The sequence below is a fragment of the Mucilaginibacter sp. JRF genome, assembly GCF_015223065.1.
Taxonomy (GTDB): domain Bacteria; phylum Bacteroidota; class Bacteroidia; order Sphingobacteriales; family Sphingobacteriaceae; genus Mucilaginibacter.
On the sequence record NZ_JADFBY010000001.1, the window covers coordinates 998272 to 1022329 of the forward strand.

Sequence of the window (24058 nt, forward strand, 5' to 3'; positions counted from 1 at the left end):
CTAACCACTAACCACTAACCACTAACCACTAACCACTAACCACTAACCACTAACCACTAACCACTAACCACTAACCACTAACCACTAACCACTAACCACTAACCACTAATATGCCAGTTAATAGGTTGCTTGCCTTCTTTGCTTAATATCTCGTTTGTTTTTGAAAAATGTTTGCAACCAAAAAAACCGCTGTCGGCGGAGTAGGGAGAGGGGTGGGCTGCTTTCAGGATGTGGTGTTTACCGGCATCTATCAATTCAGCTTTTGCTTGCGCGAATTTGCCCCATAGTAAAAATATGATGCCCTCTTTTTGGTCGGATATGGTTTTGATCACCGTATCAGTAAATTGCTCCCAGCCTTTTTTTTGATGTGAGCCCGGGCTGCCTGCACGCACTGTTAAAGTAGCATTGAGCATCATCACGCCTTGCTCGGCCCACTCGGTAAGTTCACCGTGCGATGGGATGGTAAAGCCCGGTACATCGGTAACCAACTCCTTATAAATGTTTTTTAATGATGGCGGCGGATTGATGCCTTTTTGTACGGAGAATGATAATCCATGTGCCTGATTAACGCCATGATATGGGTCTTGCCCTAATATAACCACCTTCAGTTTATCAAAGGGAGTAGTATTAAAGGCGTTAAATATATCGCTGTTTTTAGGATATACTTTTTGCCCGGTTTCCTTTTCAGTTTTCAGAAATTCACGCAGCTTAACCATATAATCCTTCTGAAATTCGCCGCCTAAAACATTCAGCCACGAAGGCTCTAAATCTATCGCCATAAATATTGTTTGCAGATGTTGATTAAGAGTGCAAATAAACGGATATTTGCGCTTCAAATTGTTATTTTACAAATTATGTCAAATATTGTTCGCTTAGTAATAGCATGTGTTATTATGGGTGCAGGTGTAACCTTGTGTGGGTTTGGCTTTTGGGGCTGGGGCATACCTGTATTTTTATTTGGTGGCATGGTGCTGCTAACTTTCTTTTTTAATGAGAACATGATCATAGCGCAATTCTTTTTGCGTAAAGAAAATACCGAAAAAGCCGAACAGTGGCTTGGCAAGATCACCGATTACGAAAAGCAATTGCACCGTAAGCAACACGGTTATTATAACCTGCTGGTAGGCTTGATCGAATCGCGCAAGGCACCGTTAAAGTCAGAGAAATTCTTTAAAAAGGCGCTTACGCTGGGCATGGGCATGTCGCACAATATCGCGCTCGCTAAGATCAGTCTTGCAGGTATTGCCATGGCAAAACGTAACAAGCGCGAAGCGCAAATGTATTTACAGGAAGCCGCTAAGGATGATAAGAATAAGTTACTTGCCGATCAGATAAAGATGATGAAAGCGCAAATGGCGCAAATGGACAAGCAACAGGTGGTACGTGGTGGTTACCGCCAATTCTAAACAAAACAAAAAAATTGACGAAAAAGAAAAGCGGTACAAATAATGTATCGCTTTTTATTTTTCGTCGATAGTGCTAAAGTAACCCGGCTCTGCTGAACTGCCTTGTACCGGCATGTAGCGTCTGTCAGGGAAACTAAAATCATCTTCCGTTGGGTTTGAAACCTCAACCATTTTCAGAATATTCCTGATAAGCGACAAGTCAAATGTGCTCTTATTTAATTTTATCAGGTATTCGTTTTCCGTTATTTCAAGGATTGAACCAGTCATAATCTTTCTTCTTTAAAGTAGTTAACCATAAAATTAAACAACTGTTTTAATACGAAAGTTTTATGAATTTTAAGGTTTCGTTAAAGATATGTTATCAATAAAAATTTAAGGTACAGCAACACAGTAATTTATTAAAGAAATTTGCTGTGTTGCTGTACCTTAAGTTTATAAAAAGATGTATCCTGAACTACAAATTATAGCTTAACATCATTCAGTCTGTTAATTCCTAAATTCTACAAATTCAGGTTCAGAATATTTATGCAAACCAAGCCATCACATCATCTTTGGATGGCATAGCAATATCAAGCTTCATTTTTTTACGCATGCCTCCAAGATCGTTGAATACCTTGTTAGGGTTGGCTGCCTTTAGTTCTTCAATGGTGTTAAAGCCCATTTTATTCAATACCGGCACCCACTCGGCAGTAACGCCAATGTTTACAAAATCTTCAACCGAAGCCACTTTTGCTTTCTTTTCAGGGCGCATCTGCGGGAAGAATAATACTTCCTGAATGGTGCTTTGATTGGTCATCAGCATCACCAAACGGTCAATACCAACACCCAGGCCTGATGTTGGCGGCATACCATATTCTAACGAACGTAAAAAGTCATCGTCCATAGCCATGGCTTCTTCATCACCACGACCGGCCAATATCAATTGCTCCTCAAAGCGCTCACGCTGATCTATCGGGTCATTTAATTCTGAATAAGCGTTACCTATTTCTTTGCCATTAACAAACAACTCGAAACGCTCTACCAGGCCATCCTTGCTGCGGTGCTTTTTAGCAAGCGGGGTCATTTCGATAGGGTAGTCGGTAATAAAGGTTGGCTGTATCAGGTTGGCTTCAACTTTAGCGCTGAATATCTCATCGATCAACTTGCCTTTACCCATTGATTCATCCACCTCAATAGCCAGGTCGGCACATACCTTACGTAAACCGGCCTCATCCATTTGCGATACATCGATGCCGGTGTATTTCAAAATAGAATCATACATGGATAGCTTTTCGTACGGGCCTGCAAAGTTGATCTCGTTAGCGCCAACCTGTACGCTAGTAATACCATGTACGGCTTTGGCAACAGTTTCCAAACATTCTTCCAACATACCCATCATCCATACATAATCCTTGTAGGCTACGTAAATTTCCATAGCGGTATACTCCGGATTGTGCGTGCGGTCCATACCCTCGTTACGGAACATCTTGCCAAACTCATAAACACCATCAAAACCCGCTACGATCAGCCTTTTCAGGTAAAGCTCATTAGCAATACGCAGATACAAAGGCATATCCAGCGTGTTATGATGCGTCATGAAAGGCCTTGCTGCGGCACCGCCGTGTATTGATTGCAGTATCGGGGTTTCAACTTCCATCCAGCCTTGCGCGTTAAAATAATTACGCATAGTGCTGATCACTTTTGAGCGGTTGATAAATATCTGTTTAAATTCCGGGTTAACGGTCAAATCCACATAACGCTGGCGGTAACGCAGCTCAGGATCGGTAAATCCATCATATATATTGCCATCCTCGTCACGCTTAACTACCGGTAACGGTTTAAGCGATTTTGAAAGGATGGTAAGCTCCTGTAAGTGTACTGATATTTCGCCGGTTTGGGTCAGGAAAACAAAGCCCTTAACACCAACGTAATCGCCAATATCAAGCAGCTTTTTAAATACGGTATTGTACAAAGTTTTATCCTCGTCAGGGCAAATGTCATCACGTTTTATATAAACCTGTACACGACCGGTGGTATCCTGTATCTCAAAAAACGATGCGCTGCCCATGATACGGCGCGTCATGATACGGCCGGCAATGGTTACCTCTTTATAGGCATCAGGGTTGCTGCTAAAATTTTCGTTAATGTCCTTAGCCCATGCAGTGATCTTATATTCCTCAGCCGGGTAGGGGTCAATACCTAAATCGCGTAGATCCTGTAACGATTTGCGACGTAAAATTTCCTGTTCGGATAGCGCAATGCTCATAGTAAAAAGGTGTTTTTATTAAAGGCTGCAAAAATAGGTATTTTTTACGTAAGGCCATATTAAACACGCAACCTTATATTAAACACATAAATTCGGCAACAATAAACCGATTAATAATTACTTTTGCACTCCAAAAATATTCAGTATACATGACAGCTAACGAGATACGCAAAGCTTTTCTTGATTTTTTTGCATCTAAAGGCCATACCATTGTGCCATCGGCACCTATTGTAGTTAAAAACGACCCTACACTGATGTTCACCAACGCGGGTATGAACCAGTTTAAGGATATATTTTTAGGCGAGGCCCCGGCGAAAAGCTCACGCGTGGTTGATACGCAGCGTTGTCTGCGTGTATCAGGCAAGCATAACGATCTGGAAGAAGTGGGTATTGATACTTATCACCACACTATGTTTGAGATGTTGGGTAACTGGAGTTTTGGCGACTACTTTAAAAAAGATGCCATAGCCTGGAGCTGGGAGCTGCTGACCGAAGTATATAAATTACCCAAGGATAGGCTTTATGTAACCTATTTTGAGGGCGATGCCAAAGAAGGCCTTGAAGCAGATACCGAAACGCTGGAACTTTGGAAACAATACGTTGACGAGAGCCATATATTGCCCGGTAATAAAAAGGATAACTTTTGGGAGATGGGCGAAACCGGTCCATGCGGCCCATGTTCAGAAATCCATTTTGACAGTCGCCCGGATAACGAGCGTGCCGAGGTGGATGGCGCTAAATTAGTGAATGCCGACCACGACCAGGTGATCGAGATATGGAACAACGTATTTATGCAGTTCAACCGTTTAAAAGATGGTTCGCTGCAACAATTACCTGCCAAGCATGTAGATACCGGTATGGGTTTTGAGCGCTTGGTGCGTGTTCTGCAAGGCAAAACATCAAATTACGATACGGATATTTTTCAACCACTGATTCAGTTTATTGCTGATAAAAGTGGTAAACAATATAACGCTGCCGCAAAATCGGGAGAGGAAGGTTGGAACGAAGCGGTTGCCATGCGTGTATTAGCTGATCACATTCGTGCTATCAGCTTTGCTATTGCCGACGGACAATTGCCATCAAACAACAAGGCCGGTTATGTTATCCGCAGGATATTACGTAGGGCAGTGCGTTACTCATATCAATACTTAGGCTTTAAAGATCCATTCATCAATCAATTAGTGCCTGTATTGGCTGAGCAATTTAAAGGTGTGTTTGATGAATTGTGGGAGCAGAAGGATTTTGTTCAGAAGGTGGTAAAAGAGGAGGAAGTTGCATTTTTGAGAACGCTTTCATCTGGTATCAAGAGATTCAACGAAATTACTTCTGTGCCTTATCTCGGACAAACAACTGTACATGAAGATGGTTCACAAACTCATGTAAATCATATAAACAAAGTAGATGGTAAACACGCATTTGAATTGTCAGATACTTACGGTTTCCCTATTGATTTGACAGAGTTGATGGCTCGTGAAAAAGGCTGGGCTGTTGATATGGTGGGTTTTGAAGTTGCTCTCCAAGAGCAAAAATCTCGCTCCCGTGCTGCCACCGCCATTGATACCGGCGACTGGGTTGTATTAAAACAAAACGACGCCGTTGAGTTTGTAGGATATGACGAAACCGAGGCTGTTGCCCATGTGATAAAATACCGCAAGGTAACGACTAAAGGTAAGGAGCAATACCAGATAGTTTTAGATAAAACACCTTTCTATGCCGAAAGTGGTGGCCAGGTTGGTGATAAGGGCGAACTTGTTTTTCCGGATGGAGAGATTGTTTATGTAACCGATACCAAGAAAGAGAACGGTTTGACCGTACACTTTACCGATACCTTACCCGAGGGCATAAGCGATGCGCTAACAGCCATTGTGGAGCCGGCTTTACGCCAAAGCAGCGAGAGCAACCACTCGGCTACGCACTTATTACATGCCGCGCTTAAGCAGGTATTAGGCTCGCATGTAAACCAAAAAGGCTCATTAGTTAATGCCGATTATCTGCGTTTCGACTTTTCGCACTTCGCAAAGGTAACTGATGAGGAATTGGCACAAATAGAAGCCATAGTGAATGCCAAAATACGCGAGAACATCGCCCTGAAAGAAGAACGGAACGTGCCTTATCAGCAAGCTTTGAATAGTGGCGTAACTGCGCTGTTCGGCGAAAAGTATGGCGATTTTGTACGTGTTATTACTTTTGATGATGACTTTAGCAAGGAGCTTTGCGGTGGTACGCATGTAAAAGCAACCGGCCAAATAGGCTTCTTTAAAATAACCAGCGAAAGTGCCGTAGCTGCCGGTGTTCGTCGTATCGAAGCCATTACCGGTATCGCTGCCGAGAACTACATTAATGCGCAAAGCTTGTTGATCAATCAGCTTAAAGAGTTGCTTAAAAATCCGAAGGATATTACTAAGAGCATCGAAAGCCTGATCAGCGAGAATGCAGGTTTGAAAAAAGAACTTGAAAAAAGCGTACTTGAAAAAGCTGCCGGTTTAAAAGATGATCTGGCCAAAACAGCCGAGAATATTAACGGCATCAACTTCATCGCCCAAAAAGTGGCCTTGCCTAATGCCGATGCTATCAAGAATTTAGCTTATAACCTTAAGGATATAGTAAGCGACCTGTTCCTGGTGTTGGCTGCCGATATTGATGGCAAGCCAAGCCTTACGGTTATGATAGCCGAGAACCTGGTAAAAGATAAAGGTTTGAACGCTGGCACCATAGTACGCGAATTGGCCAAAGAGATACAAGGCGGTGGCGGTGGTCAGCCATTTTATGCTACCGCGGGCGGTAAGGATGTTACCGGGATTGACAGGGCGCTTGAGAAAGCGAAAAGCTTTGTAGCTTAACAAAATATCAGTATAAAAAGAAATGGTCGGTTACTTTAGGGTAACCGACCATTTTTTGTATCTATCTAAATATAATTTATAGTAAACTTTCAATAGCCAGGCGGTACGAATCCATACCAAAACCGGCTATAACACCTTTGCAATTTTTAGCCAGCATTGATGAATGCCTGAACTCCTCGCGTTTATATACATTGCTGATGTGTACCTCAACCACAGGCGTATTAATACCGGCAATAGCATCACCAATAGCTATAGAAGTATGAGTGTACGCTCCCGCGTTAATAACAATGCCATCAAAGCTAAAGCCAACTTCATGCAGTTTATTTATAATTTCGCCCTCCACATTGCTTTGGTAATAGCTTATCGTAATATCAGGATAGCGGGCTATCAATTGTTCAAGATAACTCTCAAAACTGGCATCGCCATAGATGGATTTCTCGCGCACACCAAGCAGGTTTAAATTGGGGCCGTTAATTATCTGTATATTCATGGTGCCCAAACTTAGGTATAAATTAATAAAAGTAAAATTCAGGTGAACTGGCAGCAGGCAATAAAAAGTTTTCAGGCGTATTTAAAGCTCGAACGATCGTTGTCGGCTAACTCAGTTGAGGCTTATACCCGTGATATTGATAAGCTGGCGCAGTTCGCTTCGGTTGATGCTGACAATACCATTCATCCCGATAAAATAAGCCTGGCCGATCTGCGCCGTTTCCTGATATGGGTAAATGAGTTGGGTATGCTGCCATCATCACAAGCACGTATACTTTCAGGCATTAAGGCTTTTTATAAATATATGCTGATGGAAGACCTCATGGTTGCCGATCCATCCGAATTGCTCGAAGCGCCCAAGATTCAGCGCAAGTTACCAGATACATTAAGCTATGAGGAGATCAATCGCATTATAGCGGCTATTGATCTTTCCAAGCCTGAAGGCCCTCGCAACAAAGCCATATTTGAAGTATTATATAGCTGCGGCTTGCGGGTATCAGAATTAACGGAACTTAAAATATCAAACCTGTATCTTGATATTGAATTTATAAAAGTTACCGGTAAAGGCGATAAAGAACGATTGGTACCCATAGGTGGCGAAGCTATTAAAGCCTTAAAAATATGGCTTGATGAAGTACGCGTTCACGTGTCGATAAAAAAAGGGGAGGAGGACATGGTATTTCTGAATCGGCGGGGCAGCAGGATAAGCCGGATTTATATATTCATGTTATTGAAGGATTTGGCGGTGCTTGCCGGCATACACAAAAATATTAGTCCGCATACTTTAAGGCATTCATTCGCAACACATTTAGTAGAAGGGGGTGCTGATTTGCGCGCTGTACAGGAAATGCTTGGTCATGAAAGCATTACCACAACCGAAATTTATACCCATCTGGATAGGGATTTCTTACGATCCACCATTAATCAGTATCACCCAAGGAGATAATATTGTCGATCATCAATCAGAGCGATGTAACGTTTCTGGAATGAAAATGTTTTGCGGTGTCAACTAAAAATGATAATTATCTGATAAATCGTTCTCGAGATTAATCAAAAATCATACTTATCATGAAGATTTATTAAATAAAATCGTAATGCTAAAACAATTAAGTTTGTAATTTATCTAATACAATATCAAAAAAGGTCTATAAAATTGTAACAATCGTAATATAAAGGTTGATTTGATGATATATTCTAAAAAGATTGATTTTTTAAAAATAATATTTTGATAAACCGTTTTTGTTGGTTTAATTTGTTTTACCGATTAAATAAACGTCACCGACACAAGTAAAACGTTCAGACTTGTGATCGATACAATAAACGCTCTTTAAACAACCATTTATTAAACTTCTAAACCATTATTCTATGCGAAAAATTTTTACTTTGCACATTCCTCTTACGGCTTAAGCTGAAATTTAACTTCTTGTTAATCAGGGCTATACCGCGCCGCGGATAATCATTTCTTTTATTTCAACAATCTAAAATATCCATTAATATGCGATACTTATGGCTGTGCTTTGCGGTTTTTTTCGTAACTGCAATCAAAGCATCAACAAGCTTGGCTAAGGGTAAAAGTGAAGGGATAGGCAAATTTGAATTGTTTTTACAACAGGACACTGTGCGTAAAGATACCTCTGCAAAAGACACCTTATTAAAAGACAGTTTAGTTGGCATGCAACGGAACCTATATAACCGTTTTGCCGATACTGTTAAAGCTAAACCGGATGAATTAACCACCTTTCCTGCAATTTCCCTGCAACAATATGTAAAGGGACAGTATGCCGGTTTATACATCCAGGAACCATCAGGCGAACCCGGTACGGTTCAAAACATGTTTATACGCGGTGCTTCAATGCCGTTGCTTTCGCGTAAGGAGGTATATCAAACCCAACCATTGGTTGTGCTTGATGGTATTCCGTTAATTACCGAACACCCTTTCGCGTTCGATCTTCAACAATATGATTTTAACAGGCCGGGCCCTGCAACCAATGTTTTTGCCGGGGTTGATATGAATAATATCGCCTCGATAGAAGTATTGGGCGATCTGGCTTCTGCCGCTGTTTATGGCCCCCGCGCTGTAAACGGTGTTATTGTGCTTACCTCAAAAAAACCGGGCAATATTCGTAGCATCAGCTTTAACTCATACATTGGCTTAGCTCAACGCCCGTCGGTTACTACCATCAACGGTAAATACGAGAACGCGTTCAGGCAGCGCTTTTACGATCTGTATACTACCAATGGCCGTTATTCAGATGATGAAAATTATCCGATATACCTAAGCGACTCACTAAACAACGTATATAGCGGCCCATCAAACTGGACCGATCTTTACTATCGTAACGCTTTAGTACATGGTATAAACTTTGGTATTTCGGGTGGTACAAGTCGTGCGAACTTCCGTTTCTCGTTAGGTAATACTAAAAGCCAGGGTGTAGCTGATGATACCGGTATTGACAGGTACAGCGCTATGTTTAATATCACCATGAAGCCGGTGCCTTGGTTGGTATTCTCGGCCATGGTTAACGCTAACCGTTTAGAGCGTGATCGTAACCGTTACTTGCGCGATCGCTTTGCTCAGGTTAACTACTTCCCTGATATGAGTGCGCCGCTGCCGCCTAACAAGCAATATTATGCTGATTATCTGACTCAATACGATAAAGGGTTTGATGATAACAAAACAAACCTTGTACAAGGCTATGCCCGTATTGGTGTTGAGCTGGGTAAATTTAGATGGAATACCACTTTTGGTGTTGATTATAACGAAGGTTACCGTGATGTGTTTTACGCACGTACATTATTACAAGGCAACAGCTACGCATCAAACTACTACGGCTTTAACCAGCGCCTGATGCTTGATAACAAAGGTACCTATGATTTTAAACCGGCCAAAAATCAGGATCTGCATTTTGAGATAGGTCAGTCAATTCAGTGGGATACCTATAAATATACTAATGCTTACGCCTACAAAGGTGCTAATGATTACATCAAGATAAACCTGCTTGAATCAGACCCTAACAATGGAAACTACCTTAATCCGGTTGCTTTCCCTCGTGAGTTAACTTATCGCTTTCTTGACAGAACAGGTGATAACCTGATATCATTTTACGGTAAAGCCGATTATTCAATAAGCGATAAATACATGTTCTCGGCAACAGTGCGTACTGATGGTTCATCAAACGCGCAGCCTACTGATCGCTGGTTTATATCGCCGGTACTATCAGCTGCCTGGAGCATGAAGAATGAGTTTTTACAGGATAGCAAAACCTTTAGTGAATTGATCCTGCGTGCAAGTGTTGGCCGTATGGGTCGCCTGAATGCTTATGATAACTATGCTCAAGGTCCTCAGTACACTGCTACCACTGGTTACACCGGTAACCTTACCGTGCCGGGTTACAACGCGATCGCGGTATTAACCAGGCCATACTCAGCCGGTTGGATAGGCTATGGTATTCCATGGTCATACTCAAACCAAATAAATGTTGGTATTGACGCGGGATTGCTTGCTAACCGTTTACGCTTATCGGTTGATGTTTATTCAAAAACAGAGAAGGATCTGATACTGGGTGTGCCTGATTTTGCTGAATATGGTTACAGCCAATCGCTTGAAAGCGGTATGTCAGTAAATAACATGGGTATTGATCTTACCATCAAAGCCGAAATCATTAAGCAAAACAACTTTGGTTGGTCATCATCATTAAACCTTAATCACAACAAAAACAAATTAAAGGCCCTGCCACGCGGTTTGGATGAGTTGGTGATAGGTAATCGTTTGTTGAGAGTTGGTCAGCCGTTTGATCAGTATTGGGTGTTACAAAACGATGGTATTTACACTACAACCAGTGAGATACCTGTTATAGGTGGCCAGCCACTTAAATACAACGGTATCGCTTTACAGCCCGGCGACCCACGCTGGAGAGATATCAATGGAGACAATAATATTGATAATAGCGATAAAGTATTAGCAGGCCATTCACTGCCAACTGTTTCGGGTGGGTTTGATAACAACCTGCGTTACGGCAGCTGGAGCCTTAACCTTAACTTTTACTTTAACCTTGGCCGTAAGCTGATAAACCAGGAAATGGCTAACCGCTTTGATTTTATAAACCGCGAAGGTAACAGTAACATAAGCTCGGTAAAAGAGATCACTTTTTGGGAAAAACGCGGTGATTACTCAAAATACCCGCTTTATAATCCATGGAGTACAGTTATTCCTTACCGCACTGATCAGGACCTATTCCTTGAGAATGCATCATTCCTGAAACTGCGCACTATAGCATTAGGATACGATCTGACCAAATTCCTGAGCAAAAAGAACGTAAAGGTTAACCGCATATACGTGTATGGTTCGGTACATAATGTGTTCACTATTACACCTTACACCGGTCAGGACCCCGAGTTGGTTAGCTATGATGGTTTTGATACCGGATACGGCCAGCCTATACCTCGTACCTACACGCTTGGTGTAAAAATGGATCTATAAAACAGGATGTTAAAAGAAATCTGAAGCACACAAAATGAAAAAGATATTATACATAAGCCTGCTGTTTTTAGTCGCCCTTGCCGGTTGTAACAAAATTCTGGATAAGGATTCGGTACGTGTGGTTGGCGAACAAAACATGTGGAATAAATTGGAGGATGCACGTGCTGGTATAATGGGCGTTTACGCGCTTACCAGAGCAGCACTGTCTGACAATAATCGCCATTGGATATATGGTGATGTACGCACCGGTGAGTTTGTTAGCCCTAACCGTCAGGATCTGAAAGCGGTAACATCAAACCAGTTGAATGCCTCATACGAAACTATTGATGCCCTATCAGACTGGACTCGCTTTTACGCTATCATAAACTCAGCGAACATATTTTTAGAGCGTATTGATGAAGTTAAAGCCGCCGACAGGCGCTATACCGAAAACAACATGATAGTTGATAAGGCACAGGTACGTTTATTACGTGCTTTTGCATACTTCTACATGGTACGTATTTGGGGCGATGTGCCTTTCATCGTAACCTCTCACGATGGTAAGTTTGAAAATAAACCACGTGAGCAGCAAGCTAAAATATTAGTTTGGGTTGAGCAGGAACTGCTTGCCGCCGCTGATGATCTGCCATTTATTTACAGCGCAAGTGATGAGCAACAACCAGGCGCATATTATGGCGAAAGTGATGGCAGATGGGGTGGCGCGCTTGCCACAAAAAACTCAGCATACGCCATACTTGCACACGTAGCTGCATGGCAAGGTAACTATGATGATGTTGCTACCTATGCAAAATTTGTTGAAGATAACTATGGCCGTAGCCGTATCGGTTTTTATTCAACCAATGACCTTACACGTTCAAACGGTTACTTCTGGAATAAAAACTACAGCCAGATGTTTGGCTTTAACTCTGACTGGGGCCATATTGATGGTTCGGTAACCGGCCACATTGAGGAGCTGACTCTGGCACAACCGGTTGTTACCAAAAATGTACCTGACATTTACATGCCGAAGGATACTATTATTAAAGTGTTTGATCAAATAAATGATGAACGCTTTAGTTTAGATACCCTTGGTCAACCCCGTAACGAGAACTACTTCACTAATTTTAATGGTAAGTACCCAATTTTCAGCAAGATAAAAGTAATTCAGGGCGGTAGTACCGATCCTAATTTCAGGTACTTCACCAGTGCATTGATATTCACCAGGTTAGAAGATATTGTTTTATTGCGTGCTGAAGCTCTGGCTGTTTTGGGCGATCAAAACGGAGCTTTAAATGAGGTGCTTAATATCATGACTCGCCGTGGAATAAATAGTATTACAATAAATGGAGAGATCATCGATATGGTTTTTGAGGAACGCCGCAGAGAGTTGATGGGCGAAGGCCATCGCTGGTACGATTTGGTACGCTATAATAAGATCAAGCAAAATAATCCGGCATTTATGCAACTTATTAGTTCGCAAGGTATTTACTGGCCTATTTCGCGTAAGCTTATTTCACAAAACAATCAATTAACTCAAAATCCATACTGGAAATAAAACAGACATATATGAATACTATAGAAAAATATATGAAAGCTACTATGCTGCTGTTTTGTGTGGCAGCAATATCAGTAGGCTGTAGCAAAGATGGTGGCTACTACGATGCTGCTGATAATGATCCGCAGTTTGCTGGTAACACTTATGAGTACCTGAAAAGCAAGCCGGGTGTTTATGATTCGCTTGTGGCAGTTATTGATCGTATGGGTTTAAAAGAAACCCTTACCGACAGTAGCGTAACCTTATTCGCGGTTACAAACCCAAGTTTTCAACTGGCTATAACCAACTTGAATACACTACGCCGCCAAACTGATAAAGACCCGCTTTACCTGTCAAACATTGATGGCGTACATCTGGATACAATGGCCTCTTACTATATCATCAGAGGTAAATACACGTCTGATTCGCTTACGCTACAGGATGGACTTGATCTGCCAAGTGTGCGTTTCGCTTTCCCGATGCATGGTAAACTGATCAGAAATTCAGCGTCAGGCAATGTAGGTGCAGGCCCTGTAGCGGTTGAGTTTAGTAACACCAAACGCAGCAAGTTCATACGCAATTGGTCAACCACTACAACCGGTTCAAACAACATACTAACCAGAAATGGTGTGGTACACGTAGTTAGTCCTGATCATATTTTCGGGTTCGATGAATTTGTTACCCGCTTAACATTTGTACCTCCGCCACCAAACCTGATGCTTGAAATTGGTGGTAAGCTTACCGTATTGCGTGATAACGCCGGTGGTGCCGATAACGGTGAAGGTTCTAAAAAGGTTATTGACGGTGACGACCACACCAAATTCCTAGCTGAATTTCAGGGTCGTATATGGATGCAGTACGAACTTAAAGAACCTGCTGTATCAGGAGTATACACACTTATATCGGCTAATGACGCGCCAGACCGCGACCCAAGAGCATGGACATATGAAGGCTCAATGGATGGAAAAACCTGGGTTGAGTTAGACAGACGCAGCAACTTCTTTTTTGAAGAAAGGTATCAGCAAAAAGTATTCAGATGTGATAACACAGTTGCTTACAAATACTACCGTGTAGATATCTCAGAAATTAACGGTAGCGGTGCATTCCAGTTAGCTGAGTGGACAATTAACCGTGCGAATTAAGACATGGGTTTTAAAAAATATAACATGATTCCTGACATGCATATAGAAGTTAAAAAACAAATTGCATTGCTGCTACTGGCTTTTGTAACGCTAAGTAGTTGTAAAAAGATATTTAACCTGCCCGAAGAAAAGGACTATTTAAGCTCAAATGTAAATTACAGCAATAAGATTTTTGATCCGATCATAGGCCGTAATTCTTTAATGGGTGGGTTTAACGGTGATAATTCAACTCAACCTATAAAGTTTGAGATAATCAACGCCCGTTTCGGAGATGGCCGTCCGGTAACCGACTTATTTCAGGTTAAGCCAACCTACGTTTGGACAAAGGCTTACACCGGGCTTGAAAAAAGCATTGAGGAGATAGAAGCAAAGCGTAAACTTGAAGATCACCCACTGTTTGAGGTTCGTCAATCAGGCGAATTTATTATGTGGGCTTCAACAACTAATGAGCTGTTAACTCCACGTTCATCCGATAGTACTAACTTTCCGCAGGATACACGTTTTTTTGATGTGCGTATAACTAATACTGGTGGTAGCACAATAATTCGCGATCTTCAGGTACGCCCATTCCGCGAGCGCCCTTATGAGCCATCTGATGACTTTAATATTTATTCGGGCGGACCGGCACCACATCCTAAAAGCCCTTACAATCCTAACAGCCGCAACTATATTCGTCCGTTTTTGAATAACGTTATTGGCGACCAGACAGAACAGCCGCTACGCAGCAATGACGATTATAAAGAGGTTGTAGTTTACATACGCCCATTCACAGGTGGTAACGGTAACTCTATCCGTTTCAAATTCCTGGATAAGGATTCAGTAGCCATAAACCCTGCGTTGTTTAATGAAACAAAGTGGGATAGGATAGTACACGGTTTTGATATGGAAAAAACCAATGAGTATGTACAATACACCGTAGCTTACCCGATACCATTAGTTGAAATACCAACAAATTATGCACCTGGCGGAAGCCGTGATCATGCTGAATTTAGTTATTCCAGAATAGGCTTTAGTGGTGTGCGCGTAATCGCAAGTTTCGGGATCGATTTTGCTATATACAAAAAGGGCGACTGGGAAGTTGTTTTCCATTTCCTGAAAGAGAATCCAAAGTTTGAAGACGAATAAAAACCGATAAAGCCATCACAATGAGAATACTTAGACTATTTTATACAGTGCTTCTTGTTTGCATGATATGCGGCACAAAAGTTTATTCGCAAACAAAAGTTATTACAGTTAGCGGTACCGTTTTAGATAAAGCCGCCAATATTGAGCTACCGGGTGTAACGGTTGCATCAAACGGCAAAGGCTTGATACAAACTGACGGTAAAGGCCGCTTTACAGTAAACGTACCCGAAAATGCAATACTGTCATTTTCATTTATGGGTTACGCAACCCAAACAATAAAAGCCACCGCAGGCATGAAAAATGTGGTGGTTAATATGGGCGAAGATAAAAAAGCCTTAAATGAGGTAATTATCGTAGCCTACCAAAATCGTACTAAAGAAACAACCTCGGGTTCAACTACTATTATATCAGGTAAAGAGGTGCAAGATGTTCCGGTTGCTAATATTGAGCAATTACTACAAGGTAAAGTTGCCGGTTTGAACATCCAGAACAACACCGGTGCACCGGGTTTCCGTGGTTCGGTTCAGGTGCGTGGTCTTTCAACCCTGAGTGTGCAGGGTAGTGGTAACGAATCATTCTTACAGCCAACATCGCCATTATATATTATTGATGGTGTGCCGCTGGATGCTGATAAGGCATCTGAGTTTGGTTTCCAAACCCAGGGACCGGGTGTGAGCCCGCTATCATTGATCCCGCAAGAGGATATTGAGAACATACAGGTAATGAAAGATGCTCAGGCAACTTCAATGTATGGTTCGCGCGGTGCTTATGGTGTAATTATCATTACCACAAAAAGAGGTAACTCAAAAGTGCCACGTGTACGTTACACAACCAACTTCTTTGTTGAGGCGCCGCCAAAGCTGCGAGAAACATTGGGTGGTAATGCTGAGCGCCAGGCAAAAATTCAGCAGATATTATCAAATGCGCGTACTGTGCAGCAATTAAGGCAGTTAGGTTTAACTGACTTCTTGGCCGACAGTTTGAACGCGTACTGGAATAACTCTACCGACTGGCAATCAGTATTTTATGCTACCACTTATAACCAAAGCCATAACCTTGCGCTTGATGGTGGTGATCAACGCTTTAACTACAAAGCTAACGTTGGTTATTTCTCGCAAAAAGGTGTAATTAAAAACACTGGTTTTGACAGGTATAATCTTAACATGAACATGGAATTTAAGCCGAATGATAAGTTCCGCTTCTTTGGTTCATTATTTGGCTCGGTAGGTAACCAGGCTAAGGGCGATGGTGTGGGTCTGTTACAATCAGGTGTGGCCACAAACGGGCAAGCATCAACCTTATTGCCACCACCATCATTCTACTTGTCATCAAACGGGGTAACATCGGCTTTGCGTACGCAAAACAGCAATAGCTCCCGAAATTTACGTACCAACGTTGATGGTAGGTATGAATTTATACCCGGCCTGGCATTATCATCAAGTATAAGCTATGATTATACATCTGATGCTGAGGCTACATTTACACCGGCGGCAGCCAACTCACAATACGCTAAGGTGTATGATTTTGAAGGCCGCAACTTTACTTTATACAATCGTAACGCTATAACTTACGCTAAAACCTTTGGTACTGATCATACCATATTTGTAAACACCTTTAATGAGATCTACAAGCAAGGCGCGCAAAGCGGTATCATCCGCCAGGAGCGTACCCCGAATGATCAGTTACAAGGCCCTGTAGGTTATGACGCTTATTATTCGCGTGGTGGTGGTGTGTTATCAAACTACCGTAACGCAACTATCGCATCTTTCGCAGGTTCATTCACTTACGATTACAAGAAAAAGTACGTTGCCGAGTTCTCATACCGTCTTGATGGTACATCATCAAACGGTTTGGAAAATCCATACTCAAAAAATCCATCAGTGGGTTTACGCTGGAACTTTAACAAAGAGAACTATTTAAGTGATCTGCCATGGTTAAGTTTTGGTAGCTTGCGTTTAACCTGGGGTCAAAACATTGTACCAAGCGGTTCGCTGCAAAGTATATATGGTGTGTATAACCTGAATGGTAACTTTAACAACAACCCAACCATTGGTATTAATTACGATTTTATACCAAATCCATCATTAAAACCTACTACTACTACACAATATAACTTAGGTTTTGATCTGGGCTTGTTTCAGGAAAAACTTACTCTGGTGTTTGATACTTATTACAAGCACGTTGACAACTTATTGTTTGACAGGTTTTTGGCAAACACAACAGGTTTTGGCAGATTGGCCAGTAATGATGTAGGTATTGCCAACTATGGTTATGAGTTAATGATCACAGCAAGGCCTATCACTAAAAAGGATTTTACCTGGACAATATCAGTTAACGGTGCAATAAACCGCGATATGTTACTGAAATTACCGGTTGAATACAATGGACAGTACATACGTTTTGATAATAGCGACTACCGTCAGCACATTGTTTATCGTGTGGGTAAAAATACTCTGTCAAACTATTTACGCATAAACGAAGGTGTTTACGCTTATGATACCGATGTACCTGTTGACCCGGTTACCGGTAAACGCTACCAAACTAATGGTACTGCTTTTGAAGGTGGCGACCCTAAATTTAAAGATGTTAATGGTGATTATATACTTGATGATCGCGATTACGAGATCACAGGTAACTCACAACCATTGGTAACGGGTGGTGTATCAACTAACATTACTTATAAAAGCTGGGGTTTAAATATCTACGGTACATTTACCGCTAACAGAACAATATTGAACAACGCTTTGTCTGACCGTATGGCCATCATGCGCGACCCGTTCTCCCTGTTAGCAGTTGTGCCACTATCAAACCTTAATATTTGGCGTAATCCTGGTGATGTAACCAGGTACCCTAACCCTTATGATTTCTCGCGCTTTGGCCAGATACTTCCATTGCGCCCTGATCAAACACTGTGGGCTGAAGAAGGTACGTACTTCAAGTTAAACAACGTAACACTATCGTACATGTTTAACAGAAATGCTATCAGACGCTATGGTTTTAACAGCTTAAGGGTGTATTTCTCAACTAATAACCTGGTTACATTCTCAGGCTATTCAGGTCCTAACCCCGAAAACGTGACCACGTTAGGTCGCGATATTTCAAATGGTTACCCTGTGGCCCGTACCTATAACCTTGGTTTAAATCTTGAACTTAATACAGGTAAATAAACACAGCAGTCATGAAAAAGATCATCATAGTTATATTGATAATTACAGGCAGCTTTTGTTTGCCATCATGTAAAAAATTCCTGAATATACAGCCAATTGACAAGCTGACAGGTAATAACTTCTATCAATCAAAAGAAGACGTAGTAGCTAACATCTACGATATGTCGAGAAGGTTTTTTGGCAAGATCAATGAAACCCACTTTATAGGCGCTACCGGCGAGTACCGTGCGGGCGAAGTAATGCACGAAGCGCAGGCTGATAACGGACCGGCTCGTGAGTATGTTGAGGTGCTTGGCCGTAACGATCTGATATTCCTTTTAAGTGGTGGCAGGCCTTGGGATGGTTTCTACAATTTTGCACGCATAACCGACTGGACAGGTTATTACCAGGTTATACAAAGCGCCAACATACTTATTGAAAAACTGAACGAAGGGGTACCCGGCGTTAGCGCGACCGAAGCTAACCAGTTTAAGGCAGAGGCAGCTTTTATACGTTCACTATCGTACTTTTTTATGGTGAGGTTATATGGTGATGTTGCTTACTATACTGATGCCTTTCAGTCAGAACCGCTGCCTCGCGAAAACATGGTATCGGTACTAAACAAATCAATTGCCGATCTTAAAACCTATAAAGACTTTTTACCATGGACGTATTCTGATCCGGCATTAAAAGGTGTGCGTGCAAGTAAAGGCAGTATCATAGCTCTGCTCATGAATATGAATATGTGGAACGCTGGTTTTGACAGAGCTAATGCTAATAAATATTGGCAGGAAACTGCTGACCTTGGCCGTGAACTGATACGAAGCAATGCTTATAAGTTGCTACCAATTGAACAATGGTCAACAGTAATAAAAGGCCGTTCGGATGAGAGCTTGTTTGAGTTTTACCGCAGTATAAACTACGGTGATCAAAATTCGGCCGTAGCGCCTTTTGGCGATATGTTTTTGCATTACCCATACAAACGCCCGGAGTATACACACCGTGTTAGCTTTGCTTATTACCGTGGTGAGTACATGCAAAAGTTGTATCCTGATGCATCAGATGCCCGCTCACGTATTTGGTTTGATGAGGATATATATGCAGATAACGGCCGGTTTATGATGCTCAAATTTGCTGCTAACTCATTTGCCAGCGGTGAAGAAGATGCCAACCCCGATAATACCTTCATGATATTCAGATACGCTGGTGAGATATTGCTTTGCGCCGAGGCCTTGGCCGATCTGAATGAAGATAATGAAGCCATTGAGCTGCTTAATCTTGTACGTGGCAGGGCCGAAGCCGGTAGTTATGATGGTGGTGGCGGTCAGGATCTTAAAGATTTTATTTTTCTTGAAAGATCTCGTGAGTTAATGGGCGAGGGGCATCATTATTTTGACCTGGTACGTACCCGTCGCATACTGAGCAGTCAGTGGTCATACAACGTTTTAACGTTGGACAAGTTTAATCGTGGAGCATGGACATGGCCAATAAGTACAAGCGCGATGATCAACAATCCATTCATGACATTGAATGCGTACTGGGTAAATGGCGGTAATTAATTAACTGTAAATGAAAAGAAATATGAAAGCTATTTTGATCGTTTTTGCCGGCCTCGTGATTTTTTTGGCCGGATGTAAGCGCGACGAATATTATATAGATGGCGGCAAAGCGCAGGCCGATTATCCGGGTAGCATGATGGAATATCTGGAACAAAAACCTGTTCCGTTTGATACCATCGCCCAAATTGTTAAGCTGGCCGAAATGGAAGACACCTTCCGCAATGCCGACTTTACATTTTTCGCCCCGGATGATGATGTTGTTAAGCGTACAATAGGATCATTAACAAACGGCGGCCTTAACGCAGACCTATATCGTTTAGGTCGTGATACCGTAAGGCAACTTTCAGACATTAGCCCGGTTATATGGCGTAAATTTTTGACACGCTATATGTTTGCCGGCATTAATCGTTTGAAAGATTATCCGCAAATTGATCTTGGTTTACAAAGCCAATATCCTGGTCAGCTTTATTACAGCAACAGTAACGATGTATTTAACATAGGTGTTATATACGGAGATGCCAATGGTGTAAGGTACATAGGCCCACGCCGATTACATATTATGTACATACCTGATATAGCCAGTCCTACGGCAACATATTCACCAACATATATATCATCATCAGATATTAAACCACGAAACGGTGTGGTACACACACTGGCCTATTCAGGCTCTTATTTTGGTTACAATTACGGTGAGTTTTTTGATGATGTTTACGTAACAGGATTAACATCAAGCAATTAATGGCAAATTATAAATTATGAAAAGACATTTATATACAATCATATTATTGATCGCCATCATTGCATCGCAAGGATGTCGTAAAGAGAACGTTGAGCTGGTTGATCCGTATGCTGATGGTAAAGCACCTCTGGGGATCAACTTAAATAAGGATGCTGATCCGGTACCGGCAATCGGAGGCCCGGGTACCGAGGTTACTTTTAAAGTAACCGGTCTTAAAGAATATGACGGCACTGCCCGCTTTTTCTTTAATGGCGAGGAGGCTGAAATAGTAACAATAACTGATGCTGAGATCAAGGTTAAAGTTCCGCAATGGGGCAGTACAGGTATCACATCAATTGTTGTTGGTGATCAGCTTGTGCTTGGCCCCGAATTTAAAGTAACCGGCTTAGTTAATTTAGATCCCTCATTCCGCACAACAGCTGGCACCAATGGTCCGGTAAGCCAGGTATTTCCGTTAGTAGACGGTCGCAGCCTGGTAATAGGCTCATTTACAAATTATGATAACAAGGGTGTTATTACACCAATAAACCGTATAGCAAGAGTATCGGCAGACGGTGATTATGATCGTAGTTTCCGCACGGGTAAAGCAGCAAACGGTAGTTTATCAAGAGTTATTGAGATCAATAATAAATTTTATATCTCAGGTGGTTTTAGTGGCTACAATCAACGTACCGAAAATATCAGTAATATCACCGCGCTCAGTAATACAGGTGCTGTAGATTCAATCGGTATAATGGTTTATAAGCGCCCAACATCAAGCAGTTCAACTATTGATACGCTAAAATGGTTCCCACGATTTAATGGCGGTACCAATAGCTATATTGACAAAATATATAAACATCAAAATAAAATATTAGCTACAGGTAATTTCAGATATTATGTAAAACGTACCTATGGTAAGCCTAACTATGATTTTACACGTGATACTGTTATTGTTGATAGTACCGAGATACGTCAGGTATTACGCTTTAACCTTGATGGTTCACTTGATAAAACATATCGTTTTAATACCTCAACCAACAAAGGTATGGTGTCAGCAAATGGCTATATATCATCATACATGCACACCGAAGGTGCTAATTTTGAGAAGCTGCTTGTATTTGGCCAGTTTACAACCTTTGATGGTAAAACAGCCGGCAACATAGTTCGCTTAAATGTTGATGGAACTGTAGATGAGTCATTCCAAACAGGTGTTGGCGCTGATAATGGTATATCATCATTAACCTACAACAGTGTCACCAAAAAATATCTTATTACAGGAGCATTTCGTAACTATGGTGGCAGGCCGGCTATTGGCATAGCTTTGCTTAATGAAGATGGCAGCCTTGATAATTCATTCCAACCTAAAGTATTTGATAATTATTTAGGCTTTGCACGTCAGCTAAATGATGGTTTGATCGTACTGTCAGGCGGATTTAAAAAATACAATGGCGTAACTCGTAATGGTTTTGCCATACTTACAGCCACAGGTGAGCTTGCCGACGGTTATAATGCAACTGGGCCATTCAGAGGCAGCTTATATGATGTTGTGGAAACGCAATCAGCTGATGGCAAACGTGCTTTATTACTTATGGGTAGCTTCTATAAGTTTGACAACGAGGATCGTAACAATATAATAAGGGTTACAATTGAATAATACACCAAATTATAATATACCAAAACAGATGAGTAAAATGAAAACAACAAAAGCAGTAGCATTGCTGTTCATCTGCGCTTTGTTAACCGCAGCAATTGTATCCTGTAATAAGGATTTTGCCCGGGTGCTGCCAGATAAAGAGTATAATGATTCGGTGAATGTTTTATACGGTAAACGCAAAGTGCTTTACATAATTGCTGATGGCGCTCGTGGCACATCAGTTAATGCGGCCAATGTGCCCAATATAAAATCGTTATTACCAACGGCTATATATAGCTGGGTTGGTTTGAATGATCCAAATTCAACAACCGATGTACACAATTGGGCCGATATGCTTACAGGTGTTAAAAGTAGTAAGCATGGTGTTGTAACTAATGATTTGGAAGGCAACAATCTTGAGCGTTATAAACCAATGTTTGAGTACGTTAAAGAAATTACGCCAACCATTAAAATAGCATCATTTTCAGCATCAAATGTATTTAAAACAAGCCTTACCACTGGTGCTGATATCAGTGAAGCTTATGGTACCGATGCCGAAGTAAAAACAGCGTTAGTAAGCAATATTGAAACAGATACAGCAAGTTTAATTATCGGCCATTTTAATGATATTGATGATGCCGGTGCTCAGTATGGGTACGATAACTCATTTCCGCAATATAAAGCAGCTATCGAAACATTTGATGGTTATGTTGGTGAAATACTTAATGCTGTAAAATCTCGCCCTGATTATGCCAATGAAGATTGGATGATAGTTATTGCATCAAGCGGTGGTGGCGCGTTCACCATACCGCCAAATCAAAACGATAATACGGTATTTAGTAATACAGCGGCTAATACTTTCACTATATATAGCGCTTTAAAGTATAACCCACGCATTATTACTAAACCGTTTACCGGTAACCGCTACTTGGGTCGTACGGTACGTATGTATGGCCAGTCAGTTAGGGCTGAGATTGATACTGCCGATGTATTTAACCTGGGCGATACTACCGAATTTACCATCGAATTAAAGGTTAAAAAGAATGAGGAGAAGTTTTATTGGCCAAGTGTCTTAGGTAAACGGAACGAGTGGTCAAGTGGTCACCCATCTGTGGGATGGGTAATTTACCTTGAAGATAAATATTGGTACTTTGAAATGCGTGGTACAAAAGATGTTAATGGCTACAGACAGTGCCGTGGTCGCGACCTTGAACCCGGTCAGTGGAAAAACCTTACAGTAAAATGTGAGATACGTGCAGGTCGCCGCTATATACGTACGTACACAAACGGCCAGTACGATAACGAAATGGATATCACCGATGCCGGTAGCCTTGATAATCATAACAAGTTAAAACTTGGCTACTTGAATGGTAATGGTCACGGTGAGCCAAATGTGTACCTGAGTGATATAAGGTTCTTTAAAACAGATCTTCCAGACGCGACTATATCTCAATATGCTTGCCAAACAACTATCGATGAAGGCCACCCGTACTATACATTCCTTGCGGGTTACTGGCCATGTACAGATGGACAAGGCGACTTGATGCGTGACTTTGGCCCGCAGGCTCGTGATTTTAAATTACAAGGAGATTATCAATGGGAAGATTTTAACGACCTGATCTGCCCGCCATCGGCAGCAACACTTGCGCAATATGTGCCGCAAACAACTGATATACCTTCGCAAATATTTAACTGGTTCAGGATAGCAAGCCGCCAAAGCTGGGATCTTGATGGTAGGGTATGGATAGATCAATAA

16 protein-coding genes are annotated in these 24058 nt (G+C 41.7%); 12 read left to right on the forward strand and 4 right to left on the reverse strand.

The genetic code is table 11. From position 1 onward, the window contains the following. Positions 1 to 98: 98 nt before the first annotated feature. Positions 99 to 779: a uracil-DNA glycosylase gene (gene ung, locus IM792_RS04025; RefSeq protein ID WP_194100483.1), complete on the reverse strand. Its 681-nt coding sequence runs from the start codon at positions 777 to 779 to the stop codon at positions 99 to 101. A gap of 75 nt (positions 780 to 854) precedes the next feature. Between ung and IM792_RS04030 the strand changes: the two genes are divergently transcribed. Beyond that, complete coding sequence (locus IM792_RS04030) at positions 855 to 1406, forward strand: DUF2892 domain-containing protein (protein ID WP_194100485.1); 552 nt, start codon at positions 855 to 857, stop codon at positions 1404 to 1406. A gap of 54 nt (positions 1407 to 1460) precedes the next feature. On the opposite strand, the gene IM792_RS04035 is transcribed toward IM792_RS04030, so the two are convergent. Further along, positions 1461 to 1673 carry a hypothetical protein gene (locus IM792_RS04035; RefSeq protein ID WP_194100487.1) on the reverse strand — a complete coding sequence of 71 codons (213 nt, stop codon included), beginning with the start codon at positions 1671 to 1673 and terminating at the stop codon, positions 1461 to 1463. 256 nt (positions 1674 to 1929) lie between these two features. Next, positions 1930 to 3651, reverse strand: a complete 1722-nt coding sequence (lysS, locus tag IM792_RS04040) for a lysine--tRNA ligase (RefSeq protein ID WP_194100489.1) — start codon at positions 3649 to 3651, stop codon at positions 1930 to 1932. A gap of 149 nt (positions 3652 to 3800) precedes the next feature. Here lysS and alaS point away from each other — a divergent pair, with 149 nt between their 5' ends. Further along, positions 3801 to 6491 (forward strand): alanine--tRNA ligase, encoded by a 2691-nt coding sequence (gene alaS / locus IM792_RS04045; protein WP_194100490.1) that lies wholly within the window; start codon positions 3801 to 3803, stop codon positions 6489 to 6491. Between the two features lie 76 nt (positions 6492 to 6567). Here alaS and aroQ read toward each other — a convergent pair whose 3' ends face one another. Then, complete coding sequence (aroQ, locus tag IM792_RS04050; RefSeq protein WP_194100492.1) at positions 6568 to 6981, reverse strand: type II 3-dehydroquinate dehydratase; 414 nt, start codon at positions 6979 to 6981, stop codon at positions 6568 to 6570. 42 nt (positions 6982 to 7023) lie between these two features. Between aroQ and xerD the strand changes: the two genes are divergently transcribed. From xerD to IM792_RS04100, 10 genes are all read left to right on the forward strand, one after another. Then, a complete protein-coding gene (xerD, locus tag IM792_RS04055; protein ID WP_194100494.1) occupies positions 7024 to 7926 on the forward strand; it encodes a site-specific tyrosine recombinase XerD in 903 nt (300 codons plus the stop codon). A gap of 726 nt (positions 7927 to 8652) precedes the next feature. Beyond that, positions 8653 to 11460 (forward strand): SusC/RagA family TonB-linked outer membrane protein, encoded by a 2808-nt coding sequence (locus IM792_RS04060; protein ID WP_194100496.1) that lies wholly within the window; start codon positions 8653 to 8655, stop codon positions 11458 to 11460. A 34-nt stretch (positions 11461 to 11494) separates the two neighbouring features. Then, positions 11495 to 12994, forward strand: a complete 1500-nt coding sequence (locus tag IM792_RS04065; RefSeq protein WP_228084922.1) for a RagB/SusD family nutrient uptake outer membrane protein — start codon at positions 11495 to 11497, stop codon at positions 12992 to 12994. An 11-nt stretch (positions 12995 to 13005) separates the two neighbouring features. Beyond that, positions 13006 to 14115, forward strand: coding sequence for a fasciclin domain-containing protein (locus IM792_RS04070; RefSeq protein ID WP_194100498.1), 1110 nt, complete (start codon positions 13006 to 13008; stop codon positions 14113 to 14115). 36 nt (positions 14116 to 14151) lie between these two features. Next, entirely contained in the window at positions 14152 to 15240 is a 1089-nt protein-coding gene (locus IM792_RS04075; protein ID WP_228084923.1) for a DUF5007 domain-containing protein, read from the forward strand. Between the two features lie 20 nt (positions 15241 to 15260). After that, a complete protein-coding gene (locus IM792_RS04080; protein WP_228084924.1) occupies positions 15261 to 18407 on the forward strand; it encodes a SusC/RagA family TonB-linked outer membrane protein in 3147 nt (1048 codons plus the stop codon). Between the two features lie 11 nt (positions 18408 to 18418). Continuing rightward, positions 18419 to 19945 (forward strand): RagB/SusD family nutrient uptake outer membrane protein, encoded by a 1527-nt coding sequence (locus tag IM792_RS04085; protein ID WP_194100501.1) that lies wholly within the window; start codon positions 18419 to 18421, stop codon positions 19943 to 19945. A gap of 10 nt (positions 19946 to 19955) precedes the next feature. Next, the gene (locus tag IM792_RS04090; protein ID WP_194100502.1) at positions 19956 to 20687 is read left to right on the forward strand and encodes a hypothetical protein; all 732 of its coding nucleotides are present in this window, start codon (positions 19956 to 19958) and stop codon (positions 20685 to 20687) included. 16 nt (positions 20688 to 20703) lie between these two features. Beyond that, positions 20704 to 22323 (forward strand): DUF5008 domain-containing protein, encoded by a 1620-nt coding sequence (locus tag IM792_RS04095; RefSeq protein WP_194100504.1) that lies wholly within the window; start codon positions 20704 to 20706, stop codon positions 22321 to 22323. A 37-nt stretch (positions 22324 to 22360) separates the two neighbouring features. Next, a complete protein-coding gene (locus IM792_RS04100) occupies positions 22361 to 24058 on the forward strand; it encodes an alkaline phosphatase family protein (protein WP_194100505.1) in 1698 nt (565 codons plus the stop codon).

Bases quoted from the DNA above. Each gene is read 5' to 3' on its own strand.
- alaS (WP_194100490.1), top strand. From the start codon at position 3,801: ATGACAGCTAACGAGATACGCAAAGCTTTTCTTGATTTTTTTGCATCT.
- IM792_RS04090 (WP_194100502.1), top strand. From the start codon at position 19,956: ATGAAAAGAAATATGAAAGCTATTTTGATCGTTTTTGCCGGCCTCGTG.
- ung (WP_194100483.1), bottom strand. From the start codon at position 779: ATGGCGATAGATTTAGAGCCTTCGTGGCTGAATGTTTTAGGCGGCGAA.
- IM792_RS04100 (WP_194100505.1), top strand. From the start codon at position 22,361: ATGAAAACAACAAAAGCAGTAGCATTGCTGTTCATCTGCGCTTTGTTA.
- IM792_RS04075 (WP_228084923.1), top strand. From the start codon at position 14,152: ATGCATATAGAAGTTAAAAAACAAATTGCATTGCTGCTACTGGCTTTT.
- aroQ (WP_194100492.1), bottom strand. From the start codon at position 6,981: ATGAATATACAGATAATTAACGGCCCCAATTTAAACCTGCTTGGTGTG.
- lysS (WP_194100489.1), bottom strand. From the start codon at position 3,651: ATGAGCATTGCGCTATCCGAACAGGAAATTTTACGTCGCAAATCGTTA.
- IM792_RS04035 (WP_194100487.1), bottom strand. From the start codon at position 1,673: ATGACTGGTTCAATCCTTGAAATAACGGAAAACGAATACCTGATAAAA.
- IM792_RS04095 (WP_194100504.1), top strand. From the start codon at position 20,704: ATGAAAAGACATTTATATACAATCATATTATTGATCGCCATCATTGCA.
- IM792_RS04030 (WP_194100485.1), top strand. From the start codon at position 855: ATGTCAAATATTGTTCGCTTAGTAATAGCATGTGTTATTATGGGTGCA.
- IM792_RS04085 (WP_194100501.1), top strand. From the start codon at position 18,419: ATGAAAAAGATCATCATAGTTATATTGATAATTACAGGCAGCTTTTGT.
- IM792_RS04080 (WP_228084924.1), top strand. From the start codon at position 15,261: ATGAGAATACTTAGACTATTTTATACAGTGCTTCTTGTTTGCATGATA.
- IM792_RS04065 (WP_228084922.1), top strand. From the start codon at position 11,495: ATGAAAAAGATATTATACATAAGCCTGCTGTTTTTAGTCGCCCTTGCC.
- IM792_RS04060 (WP_194100496.1), top strand. From the start codon at position 8,653: ATGCAACGGAACCTATATAACCGTTTTGCCGATACTGTTAAAGCTAAA.
- IM792_RS04070 (WP_194100498.1), top strand. From the start codon at position 13,006: ATGAATACTATAGAAAAATATATGAAAGCTACTATGCTGCTGTTTTGT.